At 45.9% G+C, this 16,595-nt stretch carries 12 protein-coding genes; 7 read left to right on the top strand and 5 right to left on the bottom strand.

The window, feature by feature from the left end:
- Window positions 1-110: 110 nt before the first annotated feature.
- On the bottom strand, window positions 111-2,228 hold the full coding sequence (locus tag DXX93_RS06535; RefSeq protein WP_116007395.1) for a TonB-dependent hemoglobin/transferrin/lactoferrin family receptor: 2,118 nt from the start codon (window positions 2,226-2,228) through the stop codon (window positions 111-113).
- Between the two features lie 502 nt (window positions 2,229-2,730).
- Between DXX93_RS06535 and DXX93_RS06530 the strand changes: the two genes are divergently transcribed.
- The 6 genes from DXX93_RS06530 (at window position 2,731) to DXX93_RS06505 (ending at window position 8,940) form a co-directional block, all read left to right on the top strand.
- On the top strand, window positions 2,731-3,726 hold the full coding sequence (locus DXX93_RS06530) for a heme/hemin ABC transporter substrate-binding protein (RefSeq protein WP_258872603.1): 996 nt from the start codon (window positions 2,731-2,733) through the stop codon (window positions 3,724-3,726).
- Window positions 3,726-4,775: a FecCD family ABC transporter permease gene (locus DXX93_RS06525; protein ID WP_181902162.1), complete on the top strand. Its 1,050-nt coding sequence runs from the start codon at window positions 3,726-3,728 to the stop codon at window positions 4,773-4,775. The genes DXX93_RS06530 and DXX93_RS06525 overlap by 1 nt, the downstream gene beginning before the upstream one ends.
- Complete coding sequence (locus tag DXX93_RS06520) at window positions 4,768-5,607, top strand: heme ABC transporter ATP-binding protein (RefSeq protein WP_116007394.1); 840 nt, start codon at window positions 4,768-4,770, stop codon at window positions 5,605-5,607. Before DXX93_RS06525 ends, DXX93_RS06520 begins: the two co-directional genes overlap by 8 nt.
- An 81-nt stretch (window positions 5,608-5,688) precedes the next feature.
- Window positions 5,689-6,414: a HugZ family pyridoxamine 5'-phosphate oxidase gene (locus DXX93_RS06515; protein WP_116007393.1), complete on the top strand. Its 726-nt coding sequence runs from the start codon at window positions 5,689-5,691 to the stop codon at window positions 6,412-6,414.
- Window positions 6,415-6,681: 267 nt separating this feature from the next.
- Window positions 6,682-7,497: an MBL fold metallo-hydrolase gene (locus tag DXX93_RS06510; RefSeq protein WP_116009852.1), complete on the top strand. Its 816-nt coding sequence runs from the start codon at window positions 6,682-6,684 to the stop codon at window positions 7,495-7,497.
- 129 nt (window positions 7,498-7,626) lie between these two features.
- Entirely contained in the window at window positions 7,627-8,940 is a 1,314-nt protein-coding gene (locus DXX93_RS06505; RefSeq protein WP_116007392.1) for a DUF2252 family protein, read from the top strand.
- Here the strand turns inward: DXX93_RS06505 and DXX93_RS06500 are convergent.
- Complete coding sequence (locus DXX93_RS06500) at window positions 8,909-9,838, bottom strand: M14 family metallopeptidase (RefSeq protein ID WP_374188925.1); 930 nt, start codon at window positions 9,836-9,838, stop codon at window positions 8,909-8,911. The genes DXX93_RS06505 and DXX93_RS06500 overlap by 32 nt on opposite strands.
- A gap of 114 nt (window positions 9,839-9,952) precedes the next feature.
- A complete protein-coding gene (gene efpL, locus DXX93_RS06495) occupies window positions 9,953-10,525 on the bottom strand; it encodes an elongation factor P-like protein EfpL (protein ID WP_116007390.1) in 573 nt (190 codons plus the stop codon).
- A 418-nt stretch (window positions 10,526-10,943) separates the two neighbouring features.
- Between efpL and DXX93_RS06490 the strand changes: the two genes are divergently transcribed.
- Complete coding sequence (locus tag DXX93_RS06490) at window positions 10,944-13,154, top strand: TonB-dependent receptor (RefSeq protein ID WP_116007389.1); 2,211 nt, start codon at window positions 10,944-10,946, stop codon at window positions 13,152-13,154.
- 330 nt (window positions 13,155-13,484) lie between these two features.
- On the opposite strand, the gene DXX93_RS06485 is transcribed toward DXX93_RS06490, so the two are convergent.
- Both DXX93_RS06485 and DXX93_RS06480 read right to left on the bottom strand, forming a co-directional pair.
- On the bottom strand, window positions 13,485-14,960 hold the full coding sequence (locus DXX93_RS06485) for a M20/M25/M40 family metallo-hydrolase (protein ID WP_116007388.1): 1,476 nt from the start codon (window positions 14,958-14,960) through the stop codon (window positions 13,485-13,487).
- Between the two features lie 106 nt (window positions 14,961-15,066).
- On the bottom strand, window positions 15,067-16,431 hold the full coding sequence (locus DXX93_RS06480; protein ID WP_116007387.1) for a helix-turn-helix domain-containing protein: 1,365 nt from the start codon (window positions 16,429-16,431) through the stop codon (window positions 15,067-15,069).
- Window positions 16,432-16,595 lie beyond the last annotated feature (164 nt).

Below are 16,595 nucleotides of genomic sequence, written 5' to 3'. Positions count from 1 at the left end.
TTTGAAAAGAGTATTGAGAGGGTGTGCTCCTTGCCCATCCTTGGGCAATTAACTCCTGTTGGAGCACGGGGTCGCTAGTAAATTGGTAATACTAATGCCGTAAAAGTAGGCTAAAAACTGTAGCTCACTTGCGCTGATACATTACGGCCAGCTTGCGTGTATTGGCTCAAGTTTGCGTTGGCAGCTTGGCCAGCGATACTGCTGTATGGCGTGTATTCTTTGTCAAACGCATTGGTCACCGCCATATCCACAGTCCAATTCGCCATTTGATAGCGCGCAAATAAATCCACTAAGCCATAACCCGCAGCCGTTGCTAACTCATTACCTTGGCTATCGGTTGGCAAGTCTGTCATGCGTTTCGCTACTCGCCATGCCGCGGTAAATTGCCAATCATCTAAATCGTAATTAACGCGAATATTGCCGTTGAGTGGGTTAACTGTGGTCAGTGCTTGGTCAGTCTCTTTGTTTTCGCCATCGGCATACGCTGCGCTCATCGCTACTGACAGGCTATCGTTAAACCAGTACTCCCCTTCAAGCTCAATACCTTGAATTTCAGTTTCACTGACGTTTTGGTACTGGAATAAACTCTTATTTACGCCGGGAATAAAGGTTGGCTCTGTGCCAACCAGTTTTGTCTCGATAAAGTTATCGAACTGGCTGTAAAAGCCAATAGCATTAAAGCGCCAATCATCACTGCTGGCGCGTAAGCCAAGCTCAAACGAGTCGCTTTCTTCTGCGTCTAAATCATTATTCGGTAAAATTTGGTAGAAAGGCTCGACACCATGGCTTTGATACGCTTGATCGTGTGGTGGAATTTTAAAACCAGCAACGTATTGCGCATAAACCGAAAACTGCTCATTCAGTTGATAAATAGCCGCCAACTTAGGTGACAATGCCGTTTCGCTGTAATCGTCTAACTCAGCGGTATTAAAGAACTCATTGCTCTTCGCTTCTAAGCTGTAGTAATCAAAACGCGCACCAGCAACAAGCGATAAGCCAGAGTCATTAAACTCGAGCGTGTCTTGAACAAAGACCCCCGCTAACGTGGTATCAGCGCCGGGGAAAGCTTTTTGCGGTGCATTGCTAAACTCAGTGCTGCCATCTGCCGCCACGCGGGTTTTAAAGCGTGGTCTCAGGGTATCGTATTGGTCGTAATCAAGGCCATAAACCAATTGGTGGTTAACAGTTTGACCGCTAATGTTTTTGGCGAATACATTGCGCAAGCCAATAATGTCTTGTTCAAAGTCGTAATCGTTGTAATCAAGTGATGCACTGCCACGCACAGCTCTTACTTGTTCGCTTTCTTGCTGATAACGACTGAAATAGGCTTGGCTTTGCCAGCTGTCATACCAGGCTGTTTTGGCGGTTGAATTAAAATCAATACTCACCGCCCAGCTCGTGTCTTCGTTCTCAGTGCTGCTTGCCGCACTAATAAACTGATCAACCTCTTGCTGATAATAGTCTAAGGTAAACTTAATGCTGTTGTCCTTATCCAATTGCTTGAACGTTTTTAACAGTAGTGAGTGACCATCACTGTCATAGCCCGGCAGCTCTTCATCAAAGTTCTGTACTTCACTGCCACTTTGAATACCAAGTACCGCGCTAGTTGCCCAGTCGCCGAGGTAAGTTGCCCCCGTAAGATTAAACTCGGTTTGCTCATTTTCACCTTGATAACCTGCGCTCAAGGCTAAGTGTTGCTTGTCATTACCGAGATAATCTAATGGGTCTTTGGTGCTGACGACGACAATACCGCCTAAGCCATCAGAGCCATATAATGAAGAGGCGGCTCCCTTAGCAACCTCTACCTGCTTAATGCTGTAACTGTCAAAATAGCCACGACCAACAATAAGTGAGCCACCACCTGCATAGCCGTCATTAGTACGACGACCATCTTTGATGTACACCAAGCGGTTGCCGCCGACACCGCGCACCGTAATACCTTGCGCTTGTGCACCATTACCTTCAACGCTAATGCTTGGGTCGTAGCGGAACATGGTGGTTAGGTTGGTAATTAACTGGCGCTCAATATCTTCGTCGGTGACAACGGTTACACTACCGGCGATATCGCCTAAGTTTTGCTCGATACGCGCACCAGAGACGACAATATGCTCAACGATATCTTCATCGCCTTCTGCAAGTGCTTGTGGCGCTAACATGCTCGTTGCACCAGCTAACGCCAGTGCTAACGGTGAGAGTGAAAAAAGTGACTTATGTTTTTGTGGTTTCATGATGATTCATTAGTTTTTGTTGTTATCGCGTCTGGTGTTTGAGTCTTAGCGTGTTTGCAGTTGTAGCGCTGCAGACTTCTAAGCAGCTCACTGCAAGCCATCCGGCCATGGTGGTTTAAGCCATACTTAATTGAGCTAGCCATAAATCCATATAAATTAAACACTTGAGCGATTTAGTTACTGTCTTTTTACTTAGATGATTAATTAGGTGACAGTTGTCGTAAGTGCTTCCCGTCACCAATTAATCGTGCTTAGCACTCCATGTGCGGTGTTTGCGAAAGTGCTTTGTCAGAGCTGGGTCAGCACCGACCTAACTGCTACATTTGTATCTCACCAGCACTTGTTGCAAATAATTCTCATTCCTTAAACTGGGCGCTACCATAGCAATGAAATAAAAACAGATCAAATAAAAATCATTATCATTTGCGATAATTTGTTTTTGCTGTGATAATTCGCCCTATTAAGCCTGCCCATTACGACAAAAATTCAGCAAGGAGGTTTTGTGCACTTCTTTCAACACAACACTCATCACACAGTTAAATCGAGCATTGCTAGCCAGCTAAAACAACTGCAGCGATTAATCGTAGGAAAAACAGCGCGCCAAAAAGTAGGGCGTCAAACAACGCGAAGGTTCAGTCGTCAAATCACAGTCACCAGTTTATTGATTGGCTTACTCATTAGCTTACCGAGCGCAGCACAGCGCCTTATCACCGCAGGCGGTACAATTACCGAAATCGTTTACGCGCTCGGCGCGGGTGAGGACATTGTCGCGGTTGATCAATCTAGTACTTATCCGTTTGCGGCGACTAAACTGCCGATGATTGGCTACTACCGCGATCTCGCCGCCGAAGGTGTGTTAGCACAAAATGCTGATATGCTGCTGGCAATTGAAGGGGTTGGTCGTGCCAATGTGCTCAAGCAAATTGACAGCGTTGGCGTTGAAGTAAAGGTGCTCAACAAACCGGAATCAGTAGACGAGCTTTATGCGCTTATCGACGAGCTTGCTCACATTCTCAACAAAGTTGATGAAGCCAAAGTGTTGAAAAACAAAATTGCCGCCTCACTCCCAGCCAAGCAACAATTAGGCGGCAATGCCGTATTTTTACTCTCGGTTGGTAATCGCGGGCTAGTTGCGGCGGGTCAAGGTACTGTCCCTGATCTGTTGTTTGAGTATTTAGGCATTAATAATATTGCCAGCGAGCACAAGGGCTATAAAACCCTTGGCCGAGAAGCCTTGTTAACAGCAGACCCCGATTTTATTGTGGCAGCCTCACACAGTGTCGTCACACTTGGTGGTAAAGAAGCATTTTGCCAGCAAGCGGCACTGGCACTAGTGCCTGCAGCAGAAAATTGTCGATTACTCGTTGTCGATGGCCTAAAAGTACTCGGCATGACCACTCGACTAGCCGAAGCGTTGGCAGAGGTGCAAGACTATGCACTATTCCTGCGCCAGCAAAAGCCAAATAGCGTTTTTGCCAGCTCCGAGAGTAGCCACTAGTGAATACAGTCACCCAAGTATTAGCCAAGCAGCAACATCACAGCTTCGTCTGGCAAGCGGCCATTGTCGCTTTAATAATAGTGCTTGCCGTGATTGCGCTTGCTTATGGCCCCGCTGGCTGGGATTGGCGACTGGCGATTGCTTGGCCGTTTAGCTCAGAAACCTTTGGTTTTACTGAGCTACAGCTACAAGTGGTCATGCAAATTCGCTTGCCGCGTTTGTGTATCGCTATGTTGATTGGTGCGGTACTGGCGCAATCTGGGACAGCAACCCAAAGCTTATGCCGAAACCCCTTGGCGGAGCCGGGTATTATCGGCATTAGCGCAGGTGCCGCCGTTTTCGCTGTTGCGGTGATCGCTTTCGCGCCGCGTTTTGGCTACTCACCGGATTATATCTTGCCTTATGCCGCCTTTGCTGGCGCACTGTTAACGACTTATGTGGTTTATACCTTGGCGAATCGCAATGGCGATATGCAAGTGATCACGCTTATTTTGGTGGGTGTCGCCGTTAATGCACTGGCTATGGCATTAATTGGCCTATTTAGCTTCTACGCAGATGATAATGCCTTGCGCTTGATCAACTATTGGACGCTCGGCTCGCTGGCTGGCGCAACTTGGCCAAGTATTTTTCAAGCCCTACCCTTGCTACTACTGAGCTTAGGCGGCTTGTACTGGCGACAATCACAAATCAATATTCTGCTGCTTGGCGAGTCAGAAGCAAAATACTTAGGCATAGACACCGTTCGCCTCAAGCGTGAAATTATCATCTGGGTAGCACTCGGCATAGGTGCAGCCGTTGCATTAGCGGGGATGATTGGCTTTGTTGGTTTAGTCATGCCGCACATCGCTCGCCTATTGGTCGGGCCAAACCTTAAACAAATGCTGCCACTGGCGATGTTACTGGGCGCTTTAATGCTATTACTTGCTGATTGGCTCGCCAAAGTACTGGTTGCACCAGCCGAGCTGCCAATTGGTATTATCACTGCCATGATTGGCGCCCCACTCTTTGTTTACCTGCTACTAGAGCAACAAAGGAGTAAACATGACTAATCAAGAAAAGACAGCATTTGAGCCTCACCTACAGGTATTAAGCTTTGACGGCTTAACCATCAAGCGTTCAAAGCACAAAATTATCGGCGATGCCACAGGTCAAATATTTCGTGGCGAATTAGTGGCGCTGATTGGAGAAAATGGCGCAGGTAAGTCGACTTTACTGCATGCATTGGCGGGGCAAATACCGTCAACTGGCTCGATTGAGCTACTGGATAAACCCCTTAGCGCGTGGGCGATTTCAGAGCTTGCGATGTGCCGTGCGGTGTTAACTCAACACAACAGTTTACCTTTTGCGTTTTCGGTACCTGAATTGGTTGCCATGGGGCGCTATCAAATCGTTGAAACTAATGCCCAGCGTAGCCAAAAAGTGGCAGCTTACCTGTCTGAGGTTGAACTACTGCACAAAGTTGATCGCAAAGTCAACCAGCTTTCCGGGGGAGAATTACAGCGTTTGCAATTCGCGCGCTGTTTGGCACAGCTTGACACTCAGACATCCGATGAAGCCAGCGCCGTACAACAAGCCAAGCTGATGCTCTTGGATGAGCCGACGGCTGCACTTGATCTACGCCACCAGCACAGCTTACTCAGATCGGTAAAGCGCTTTACTGAACAAGGGAATAGCGCCATTGTCGCCATACATGATCTTAATTTAGCGGCGTTATACGCGGATAAAGTTATGCTGATTAAAGACGGGCAATTAGCCTATCAAGGTAGCCCACAAGCGGTGCTGACGAGCGACATTCTCAGCAACACTTATCAAACCCCGATAAATGTGATGCCTTATCCGCAAGCGAATGTGCCTATGGTGTATTCGGCGGTAAGCGCTTAACAAAATAATAGATAACCAAAAATTAAAAACGCTGGCTCGTCACCAATACCACGGAAGCCTGCGACGATTTCGGAGAATAACATGCGAAAACAAGCTTTATATGAAGCAAAACAATTAGTCAGAAGCACAGGCGTTGGCGTTATTGCCACCCATTCCAATAATTTAAAAGGCTACCCATTTGGTTCGGTTAGCCCTTATTTGTGCGATAGCGATGGCAGTTTGTACTTTTACATTAGCGATATTGCTCAGCACGCTAAAAACCTAACTTTAGATCCTAAAATGTCGATCACTATTTTTAATCAGGCAGACCAAGGGGATCAGAACACCCAAGGGCGTGTCACCATCGTTGGTGATACCACGCCAGTAGACGCAGAGTTGCAAGCAGCGTTGATTGACAAGTACGTGCGCCTGTATCCTGCCGCAGAAAGCTACAAGCAGGCGCACGACTTTAAGTTGTGGCAACTAACAGTAAAGCGCGTTCGCTATATTGGTGGTTTTGGTAAAATTTTCTGGTTAGAAAAAGACGAATGGCAAGCGCCGCAAAGCCCTTGGGACAATGCCAGCGAACAGCATATGATTGAGCATATGAACGAAGATCATCAAGATGCAATGGCGCTGATGCTCAAACAACACTTTAATATTGATGACGAGCAACCCACCATGGCGGGAGTACTTGCTGACGGCTGTTTTCTGCAAAGCAAGGAGCGTAACTTCTGGCTTGATTTTGAGCAGCCTTGCGAAACCGCCACGGATGTTCGCAAAGCACTGGTTAAATTAACCCACGATGCCCGTGAAGCTTTAGCGTAAGCTCTGGCATTGTCGCTAATACTGGCAGGCCAACTTAGCGATTTTATCTAAGCGTTTTTCTATGTGTTTTTCGTAGGCGCTTTTTCTGGCTGTTTTTTATAGCGAAGAAGATAAATAACAGTTAAGTGCCTGCCCTTGCCAGGCGCTTTGAGATGCCTGATATTTGTTGAGGCAAATTGAGCTCATCCGACCAGAAATTGATGTTTACTGCGGTTTTCGATAATAATATCGAGATAATTACAAGTTCCAAAAAGCAACGAGCTTATGATGACAGCAACCGCACCAGCTCTAGAAAACCCTGCTCTTGTCAGCACCAAAGTGCTGTCTGATAACACGACAGTATTCGAATTAACGGGCTATATTCAGTCAATTTATTTGGTCAAACAAGCAGACAAACTCCTCTTGCTTGATGGTTGTTGTCGTGCCGATATAAGCGCGATTCAGGGTTTTATTGAGCAATCGTTAACCTTGCCTTTTTCAGCGTTAAAGCTTGTCGTTGTTACGCATATGCACCCAGATCACGCAGGCGCCGCTCATAAGCTGCGTAAACTTACCGGGTGTAAAATCGCAGCAGCTAATGTTGATGGCCATTGGTACAGTGGCCTTGACGGGAAACTGATGCATTTGGCTGATATCGCGCTTGCAAACTGGGTTGGGCAACGCAAAGGCAAAGGCAAGCGCAACCTGTGGTACAACCCAAAACTCTCGCCAGATATCAAATTAGATGACGGGCAAACACTGCCAATGTTTAGCGATTGGCAGGCACTGTTTACACAGGGACATACTGACCGAGACTTGTCGCTTTATCATCAACCGACGGGCAAGGTCTACGTTGCCGATCTAATGGTCACGGTAAAAGGTCGCTACATTCCGCCATTCCCCTTGTTCTACCCCAATCGCTATCAAGCTTCATTGCACCGTATTAAAGCGCTGTCCCCCAGCGGCATTATGCTGGCGCATGGAGGCGAGGTGCACCCGAGTGATGATGATTACCAGCACTTATTTGAGCGCGCCCCTAAAGTACCATTAACGCATTGGCGCTCAGTAAAAATAAAACTTAGAAAAGTGCTATTTGGCCGCTAAGCTATTGCTTAATATCACGAGTTAAATGTTACACGCTAAACGTTAAGTGGTAAGTGTTAAGCGTTAACCACTAACTGCTTAGCTAAATAATTTAGGTACTTGTTTTCAAGTATTAAGGAAATGTGTTTTATGGATCGCAGTGTTTTTCTCCGCCAATGTTTACAACAAACCGACAACGCTTTACCAAGCGAAGGTATCGATAAGCACAAAAAAATGGCGACTAGCCCATTTGTTTTCTTTCGCGGCTCGGCGCCTTTGTTTTATGCGGATATTCAAGCAGGTACACTAACGCTGCCAGCGCCTTTAAATACGCTACCACTGACCACTATTATGGGAGATTGCCACGCTGCTAACTTTGGCTTTTTAACCGAAGAAGGCGCGCACGGCGATACCGTTATTTTTAGCCCTAATGATTTTGACGATGCTTGTCTCGGTCACGCCAGCTGGGATCTCGCCCGATTTATTACCAGCTTATTTTTGACGCAGCACCATTGCCAAGGCGTAAAAGCTGCCGAGATTGGTGCGGAAAAAGACTATTCATCCAAACCCGTCGTAAGCTCAGCAGCTGCCACAGCCGCTGCGAGTGCATTTTTAACCCGTTATCTTGAAACCTGCCAACAATGCCTTGCTAGTCCACAAACTCGTTATCAAGCACTTACCGAATTCGACGAGCAACATCTACTGCATAAACATTTAGTTAAAGCCCAGTCGCGAGCTGCTAATGGCGCAACATTTTACAGCAAAAGTGCCTTGGCTAAGGCGGTTGATTTAACCGACGAAGGGATTTGTTTTGCGCACTTACCTGAAAAGTTCGAGAGGTTAACTGATGATGAATATCAGGCGATACATACCAAGTTCCGCCCTTATGTTGATGATCATATTCACGATATTGTTGCCCGCTTAAACGCAGGCACAGGCTCTGTCAATATGGGGCGCTACTATTTGCTTGTTGGCCCCCAAGAGGCAGCCCAAAGCCACTTATCGCTATGCCATATCGTTGAAGTTAAACAGCAGCGCCACGCTGCCCCGCTTGCCTACTTCCCCAAATTGTCCCCGATTAATCAATTAAATGCTGCGCACCTAACGGTGAATTGTCAGCGCCGTATGCAGCGCAGTCCAGACTTGGTGTTAGATGAAGTGGAGTGGCGAGGACAACATTGGTTAGTGCGCTCTCGCCATCATGCGAAGGTAGGTATTAAGCCTGAGCACATTGGCCTTGGGAAAAAAGCCGTGCACAAGCATGGTTTTAGTCAATATGCGCAAGCCTGTGGTCAAAGCCTAGCGCTTGCGCATTGCCGTGGCGATCGCCGCTCAACGTTATTTGAACAAGCGGTTGTTGAAGTGCTCCCCAGTGCTCAGGGCGAACTTATTGACGTTTGCCAGCGCTACGCACAGCAAGTTCAAGCAGACACTAAAGCGCTTGAGACGATGCTTGCTGGTTAATGACGTAATCTAAACCACTGGTAATCGCGGCAACCTGCGCCAAAATACAGTTTTCATCGTCCACCTTTGGGCTATCTGGGTAAACTTCTGTGGTGGTAGTAAACCTCGCATTAGAAAGCCCGGCACATAAGCCTAACGGTTTATACGCGTAGTTAATCACGCCGTGTTGCTCAACTGGTGCCCCAATAATTTCACCATTTTCATCGGCAGGGGCAATATGCGTGATCTTAGCGACAGCTTCAATCATCGCGAGTTGAAACGCTGGCTGTGGGTTTTCGCTGTCACCCACCAAGTAAAAGCCATCGGGAATATTCCAGTTGTTTTGGGTAATACCATCTCGTGCGGCAAGGGCTGGTCGAAACTCACTGTTGTCAGTATCTGTGGTTTCGTGCAGGTCAATATGAATATCAATATCATCACCTAAGCCAGCAACATAAGCCATTGCTAAGACTGACTCTTGCGCTGGACTATTGGCATAGAAGGAGCGGTTAGGATCAATTGCCTCGGGGTTCCAACGATTGATAGTTTCATAGCCCCATGGGCTCAAACATGGTAACACCAAGATATTAACATGTTGGGCATACGCCGACATTTTCGTTTGAGCGAAACGTATTGCTCCTTGCACGCCGCTGGTTTCATAACCGTGAACACCACCCGTGACCAGTAAGGTTTGTTTGGTATTGCTCCAATTAGGACTTTTTATTGCCCAAAGCTGGTAGTCGCCTGTTTCATAAGCCAATGTGCCATAGTTTTCGACAATAAAATCGCTCGCTAGCAGCTCAATTTTTGCCTCAACTTCTGCGTGATAAGAGCGTTTAACTGATTGGTTTGCCAGCCATAAAGCACGCTCTTTTTCGCCCCACTTCTGGCCAGACGTGCCAATTGGATACTGTGACATGATCAATTACCTTTTTGTCTTGTTTGCGCCACGAACATTAGCGCATGTTGTTTTAGGCAAGAAAAAGCGAGCACATGGCTCGCTACCTAATGTCTTACCGTGATGGCTGCTTGATTACTTATCAGCGCGGCTCATAAAGCGTTTCTCTTCCGTGTTCACCTTAATGCGATCACCGTTAGAAATGTGCTCAGGCACTTGTACAATCAAGCCGGTAGATAAGGTGGCAGGTTTCGTACGAGAAGTGGCTGAAGCGCCTTTAATTGATGGGTCAGTTTCAACAATATCAAGCTCTACGCTTGAAGGTAGGTCAAGACCAACTGGGCTACCATCCACCAAAATCACTTGCAAACCTTGCGTGCTTTCGTCAATAAATAAGACTTCGTCGGCAATGGATTCTTTGTTCATGTTGTATGGGGTGTAGTCTTCATTGTCCATAAACACGTACTCGTCACCATCAAGGTAAGAGAACATCGCTGGACGGCGAACAAGATCGGCTAAATTTAGCATGTCGACATCTTTAAAGGTTTCATCAACTTTTTGCCCCGTCACCACATTGTACATACGCATGCGGTACAAGCTGCCACCTGCACGGCCCTGCGGGACAGAGCGCTCAATATCTTTAACAAAATAAACGCCGCCGTTATATTCAATTGCGGCATTTTTCTTAATATCACTTGCCTTTGGCATAAGTAAGCTTCCTTATAAAATTAACGGCGAAACGTTAGCATAAAAATCAATGGAATACAGCCGCTGGTGATATCAAAAATAAAGCGCAATTCGACGCTATACGCATCGAACTGTGCTGTGCGTTTTACTATTAGAAGACACAATATAAGCGACTGAAACGGCGAGCCAGGCAATAAAACCACTGCTTATTCATTACCCTTCATCAACTAACAAATTAATAAAAAACAACGTGTTAGTTTATGTTAATTTGCAAATTAATAAAAAATCATTCGCCAAAAGCTCAAAATTTACAAATCAAGATTCTTTTGCATTAGACAACTTTTATCTTGTTAATGGCGGTAAATAGTAGCAGCCATTGACGGTGATATTATTCCCGCTTTCTTACTCAATCGCTAACAAAAATAAGACAGAGAGAATCATGATCAGACCAAAATTTTTAGTTGCTAGCATAGCCACCGCATTAAGCGCTGCCGCTATTGCTCAAGACGAAGCTGCCCCGCCCCTCGATGCATCCACACAAGAACCAGAGGTTATTACCGTTACCGCGCAAAAAAGGGTTGAGCGGTTAATTGAAGTACCTATTGCCATGACCAATATTCGCGCAGAAGATATGCACCAAACGGGTGTTCAACAACTTAAAGATGTGGCCCAGTATATTCCGAATTTTACGATGAGTGATGGCTCTGACTTTACCGCTCGCGTATCGATTCGAGGTGTTGGCTCAAACAGCCGCAATATTGGCTTTGATTCACGCGTGGGGGTTTATCTTGACGGCGTTTATTTAGGGCAATCACCGGCGTTAAACCAAGCACTCCTTGATTTAGAGCGCATTGAAGTTCTGCGCGGGCCACAAGGCACTTTATTTGGTAAAAATACCGTTGCCGGAGCCGTTAACTTAATTTCCACCAAACCCCATGACGAATTCACTGGCAAGATTAACACCTCATTTGGTAATTACGGCGCGAAAGAAGTTGCCTTACTTGCCAATATACCGCTAACCGACAACTTATTTTCAAAAGTCTCCATCAGTAAACAACAACGTGATGGCTTTGTTGAAAACCAGATCACCGGGGATGATATCAATGAGCTTGACGATAGCTCAATTCGGGCGCAGCTGTTGTACGTTGCTGATGACGAGCGTTTTGAAGCCCGCTTATCGGTTGATGCACTAACCGGTGATCGACTCTCTTACACCGGAGAAGCTGTCACCGATCCTTTTGGTGTAACCTCACCAGCCATTGAATTGGGTGAATTTGAAACGGCAACAGGCACAAACCCCTATGAAGATCGCGACATCAAAGGGGGCTCGTTATCCCTTGATTGGGAACTCGATAGTGGCTTTGCCGTGCGCAGTATTACCGCCCAACGCGATAGCGATATTGAATATATTAACGATACCGATTACTCCCCTATCGACTTAGTGACCATTAATTATCAAGATAGCTATGAGCAGTTTAGTCAGGAGCTACAATTAATTTCGCCAGATAGCGGAGATGTTAAGTACGTTCTCGGCCTGTATTATTATGATCAAGCGGCAACCAGCACTCGAGCCGTTATCGGAGGTGAGCAAGGCGGTTTGCTCGGTGTCTCAGCGCCGGTGATCACCGACGGTGATGTTGATACCACCAGTTACGCTGCGTTTATCAATGGTAGCTATCAATTGTCTGAGGTTTGGAAATTAGGTTTTGGTATACGCTACTCAACCGAAGAAAAAGAGGTTGATTGGTTGATTGACGGCGCTGGTGCTCCGGCATTTGGTGTCGCAACGGGAACTGTTGTAGATAGTAGAAAGGATGTGCATTTAGCGCCTACTTTGAGCATTAATTATGAATTTAACCGCTATTTATATGCTTACTTTAGATACGGTAACGCTTATAAAAGCGGTGGCTATAACCTAGATTTTTTAACGGCTGACACCCTAAGCCAAGGGATTGAATTTGACAAAGAAACCGTTGATAACTACGAATTAGGGCTAAAAGGTCATTTATTGGGCGGTGACTTGAACTTTACGCTCGCGGCTTTCCAAACCTTTTACGACGACTACCAAGTGAACCAATTTATTGAGCTGGACAATGGTGGTACGTCGATCAGTATTGAGAATGCTGCCGAGGTGAAAACCCAAGGTATTGAAGCAGAGCTAACTTACAATATTGACGATCACTGGGTAACCTTTGCCTCACTTGGCTTACTCGATGGTGAGTTTGAAAGCTTTCCCGGCGGTGGACCAAATGGCTCAGACGCGTCTGGCAATGACTTACCCTTTGTTTCTGACGTTACTTTTAGCCTAGGAGCACAGTACCATCACTATATTCAAGCCTTGGATGCACAATTATTAGCTCGCCTCGACTATGCTTATCGCTCAGACTTCTATGATACCGTTGATAATATCAGCAGCCGTGATTTAGTTGATGGCACACAAGTCCGCTTTGGTGAAGTCGACAGCTATAACACCATCAATGCTCGCCTTAGCCTAACCAGTGAACAAGATACTTGGGAAGTGGCGTTGTGGGTTAAAAACTTAACGGATGAGAGTTATCTGACTCGCACTGGCAGAGATTTTCTCGGCACGATCAGACACTTTAGAGGCGCGCCTCGCACCTATGGTGTCGAGTTTAACTACCAGTTTTAAATTATTAATCACAAATTTCCTTTGTCAGTAATAAGCCAGTGCATTGCATAATGCGCCGGCTTATTTTTATCTGACCAATGAGCGCTGTAACTCGCAGCTTCCTCTTTTATTCCCCAGCTCATACGCCAATTAACTTTTACTATAACAACGATGCTCAGCGCAAAAACATTGACAATATTTAAGCCTTAGTAACCGCGAGCTCCAATAAGAAATAGTGCATGCCAAACCAATTGATAAACTGACTATTATAAGTTGCTGCTAGCCTAGAGTTATTGCTGGAGCATGTTGAATTGACGCGTTAGTCGCCGCTGTCAATTCAACGCCCTGGTATTACTGATTAAAAATCGTGTAATAAAACATGATCGACTTATGCAGGTTATCAGTGCTGATGCGTTCGTTTAAGCCGTGAAAGCCCGCCAATTCTTTTTTTGATAACAGGATAGGATTAAAACGATAACTATTTTGTGCCACTTGGCTGTAATACCGACTGTCTGTTGCGGCGACCGTCAAGCCCGGAATGACCACTGGGTTATCAAATACAGTGCGAGTGGTTTTTGCCAGCAGCTTAAAGCTCTTACTTTGGTAATCGGCAACTTTAGAAGCCTCCATCTCACGCATCACATTCACACTAACACGCTTATCGTTAATGGCTGTAGAAAGGTGTTCAACCACTTGCGCTACGGTCTGCTTGGGGTGAATACGCAAGTTAATCACTGCCTCGGCAGTTTGCGGCAAGACATTAGGTTTAATACTGCCGCTTAGCATAGTCGGCGCTACTGTGGTATTGGTTAACGCATTGGTGATTGGGTTCGCCGCTAGACGGTTTTCCAGCAGGCCACCAAATAACCATTGATTGGCAAACACCAACTGTTTATCAAACGACATGTAAGGCGCTAACTGCTTAAACATGGCATTGGTCAGCTCATCAATGTTGTTGTCCATTGGCATATGGCGAATATTTACCAGTGCTGAGGCCAAAATATCAACGGCTGTGGCTTGTGGTGGAATAGAGGAATGGCCGGCTTCTGCATGTGCGGTTAACGTCACATTAAGGTAGCCTTTCTCGGAAAGATTGATGGACGCGACGGCCTCATCAACGCCGGGAAACATTCCGGTAAAGACAAAGGAGCCTTCATCCAATGACCAGGCTAACGCTATCTCACGCTCGGTAAAGTACTGGCTGACTCCTTGCGCACCATCAAGGCTACCGATTTCTTCGTCATGAGTAAACGCTATATACAAATCGTGCTGAGGCACAATCCCTTGCGCTAGCGCTAGCTCGATAGCTTCTGCAATCGCAATAACAGCGCCCTTGTTATCCAGCGCACCACGCCCCCAAATATAGCCATCGGCAATCTGCCCCGAAAATGGTGGGTATTGCCATTGCTGGGCATTCGGTGTTGGCACGACATCATAGTGTGCTGATATCAGTGCTGATTGCTCACTGCTTTGGCCCTGCCAATGAAACAGCATGGTATGATCAGCAATCACCGTACGCGCTAACTGTTGATGTAATCGTGGGTAACGTTGAGCAAACCACAATTGAAAATCGATAAACGGCTGATAATCTCTCTGTGCCGGTTGAAAATGTGAAATCGTTTTAAAGCGCAACGCTTCAGCCAAATGGCGCTGTGCTTGGCCAACATCAATCGATAGTTGACTCGTACTACCTGATACTGCCTGTGCGCCAGCAGATTGTTTTTTATCGTTTTGCGCCTCGGTGACATAAATCACAGTGCGGGTGCATAATGCTGAAACGAAAATCAGCAGTACCAAAAATACATTTAATCCAAATTGCTTAACCATAGTCCATCTTTTTTAGTGCGGTTCAAAGTATGGCTATCTAAACGAATATTTACCTCTATTTCTTCTGACTCTGTAAATTAGGAGTTTTTTGTCTTGTTAAATAGGATTAATCGGTTGTTTTAATCGCAGTATTTTCGCCTGAATCGGCGCTTAGTGCTTGCTGACGGTATTTTTTGGGTGTTTGTGCAAAGTGTTTTTTAAAGTGCGTAAAGAAGGTTGAGGTTGAATTGAAGCCAACGTCATAACCAATTTCTGTGACTGATTTTTCAGAGTGATGGCGCAAGTATTTAGCCGCTTCAACAATGCGGTAACGATTAATAAGATCGTAAAACGACAAACCTGCGTAGCCGTTAATAGTTTCTGAAATATGGTGAACAGGATGTTCTAATGCATTCGCGATATCGACAATTTTCAGACCCGGGGTTAGAAATGCTTTATCGCGCTCAACATACTGGGTAATTTTATGCCAAAGTTGTGCAGCCGCGTGAGTGGTTAGACTACTGGTGCGGTATTTTCCCTCAACCTCAGGTTCTTTATCATCGTTATCACTTGAGCCATCAGCAACTGGCTTGTCTAGAGCACTGGCTGAAACTGCATGCTGGTGATTTAGCTCCTGCTCTGCAGGCGATTTTTCCGTTAATACCGTGTTACTCACCGGTGTTTTTAACGCTATCAGCTCTTCTTTTAGTTGTTCAATTGCCGGTTTAGTTTGGTGGCTACTGAAAAAGGCAAAAAGCAGTAGGATCACAGTTGGTGTAATCGCAAATAACAGGTTTTGACTATATCGCGGTACCAAAGCAAAATAACTGAGCAGCTCATAACTGATTGACGCTAGCATACTAACAATTGCACAGTATGCTACGACCGACAGCCAGCGCAATTGAATATCTTCAATCGCCGAAAAATAGTCTCTAATGTTAACCTGATGAGACTTGAGCCTTGCTAAAACCAATAGCCCGTAACCAAACATCGACGTATAAGCCAACCATTTGTGCAATGTTCTACTGGCAGCAAGCGGCTGACAATTGGGGTTTACCCAACAATCCAATGCCAACCACGATGTTTGACTCACGGGAAGTTGCCACCACCAGAGCAACATTAACAAAGGCGCAGGTACAAAATGTAGCAGGTAGCCCATTCGCCAACGATGATGACTTGTCGTTAAATTGCAGGTATATAAATACAGTAACGGACCGAAACACATTTGCAGTGAAGAAAAATAAAAACGCTCCTGTGCCAGCCAATGATGGTTGACATCGAACAAGACAAAGTTGAAGGCAAATGCACTACTGAGCACCAACAAGGTAGCGGCGTAAAAACGGCTTACACGGTCAAGCACTGAATTGCAGCAAACGGTAGCGGCAATACTAACGGCCATCGAGGCACAAATAATAACAACGAGATGATAAAGCGCTAATGAATGCGGCTTAACAAACCAATCGACGAGGTTTTCTACGGCCATAATTTCCATTGATGGTTACTTATCCTTCTATCTTGCCTTATGCTCCTGCTCGTTGCCTGTTTGATATCAACATTAGGTGAGATTGCTAAATGCACATGCTGAGTGAACTCTATGACAAAACAAACGAAGAAACATTAGCATAAAAAATCAACGGAATACATCCGAAATAGCGC

The organism is Thalassotalea euphylliae, assembly GCF_003390335.1.
Lineage (GTDB): Bacteria > Pseudomonadota > Gammaproteobacteria > Enterobacterales > Alteromonadaceae > Thalassotalea_F > Thalassotalea_F euphylliae_B.
Note: the sequence above shows the minus strand (reverse complement) of the source record. Positions and strands in the feature narration are given on the sequence as shown.

Bases quoted from the DNA above. Each gene is read 5' to 3' on its own strand.
- DXX93_RS06535 (WP_116007395.1), bottom strand. From the start codon at position 2,228: ATGAAACCACAAAAACATAAGTCACTTTTTTCACTCTCACCGTTAGCA.
- DXX93_RS06520 (WP_116007394.1), top strand. From the start codon at position 4,768: ATGACTAATCAAGAAAAGACAGCATTTGAGCCTCACCTACAGGTATTA.
- DXX93_RS06515 (WP_116007393.1), top strand. From the start codon at position 5,689: ATGCGAAAACAAGCTTTATATGAAGCAAAACAATTAGTCAGAAGCACA.
- DXX93_RS06510 (WP_116009852.1), top strand. From the start codon at position 6,682: ATGACAGCAACCGCACCAGCTCTAGAAAACCCTGCTCTTGTCAGCACC.
- DXX93_RS06505 (WP_116007392.1), top strand. From the start codon at position 7,627: ATGGATCGCAGTGTTTTTCTCCGCCAATGTTTACAACAAACCGACAAC.
- DXX93_RS06500 (WP_374188925.1), bottom strand. From the start codon at position 9,838: ATGTCACAGTATCCAATTGGCACGTCTGGCCAGAAGTGGGGCGAAAAA.
- efpL (WP_116007390.1), bottom strand. From the start codon at position 10,525: ATGCCAAAGGCAAGTGATATTAAGAAAAATGCCGCAATTGAATATAAC.
- DXX93_RS06490 (WP_116007389.1), top strand. From the start codon at position 10,944: ATGATCAGACCAAAATTTTTAGTTGCTAGCATAGCCACCGCATTAAGC.
- DXX93_RS06485 (WP_116007388.1), bottom strand. From the start codon at position 14,960: ATGGTTAAGCAATTTGGATTAAATGTATTTTTGGTACTGCTGATTTTC.
- DXX93_RS06480 (WP_116007387.1), bottom strand. From the start codon at position 16,431: ATGGAAATTATGGCCGTAGAAAACCTCGTCGATTGGTTTGTTAAGCCG.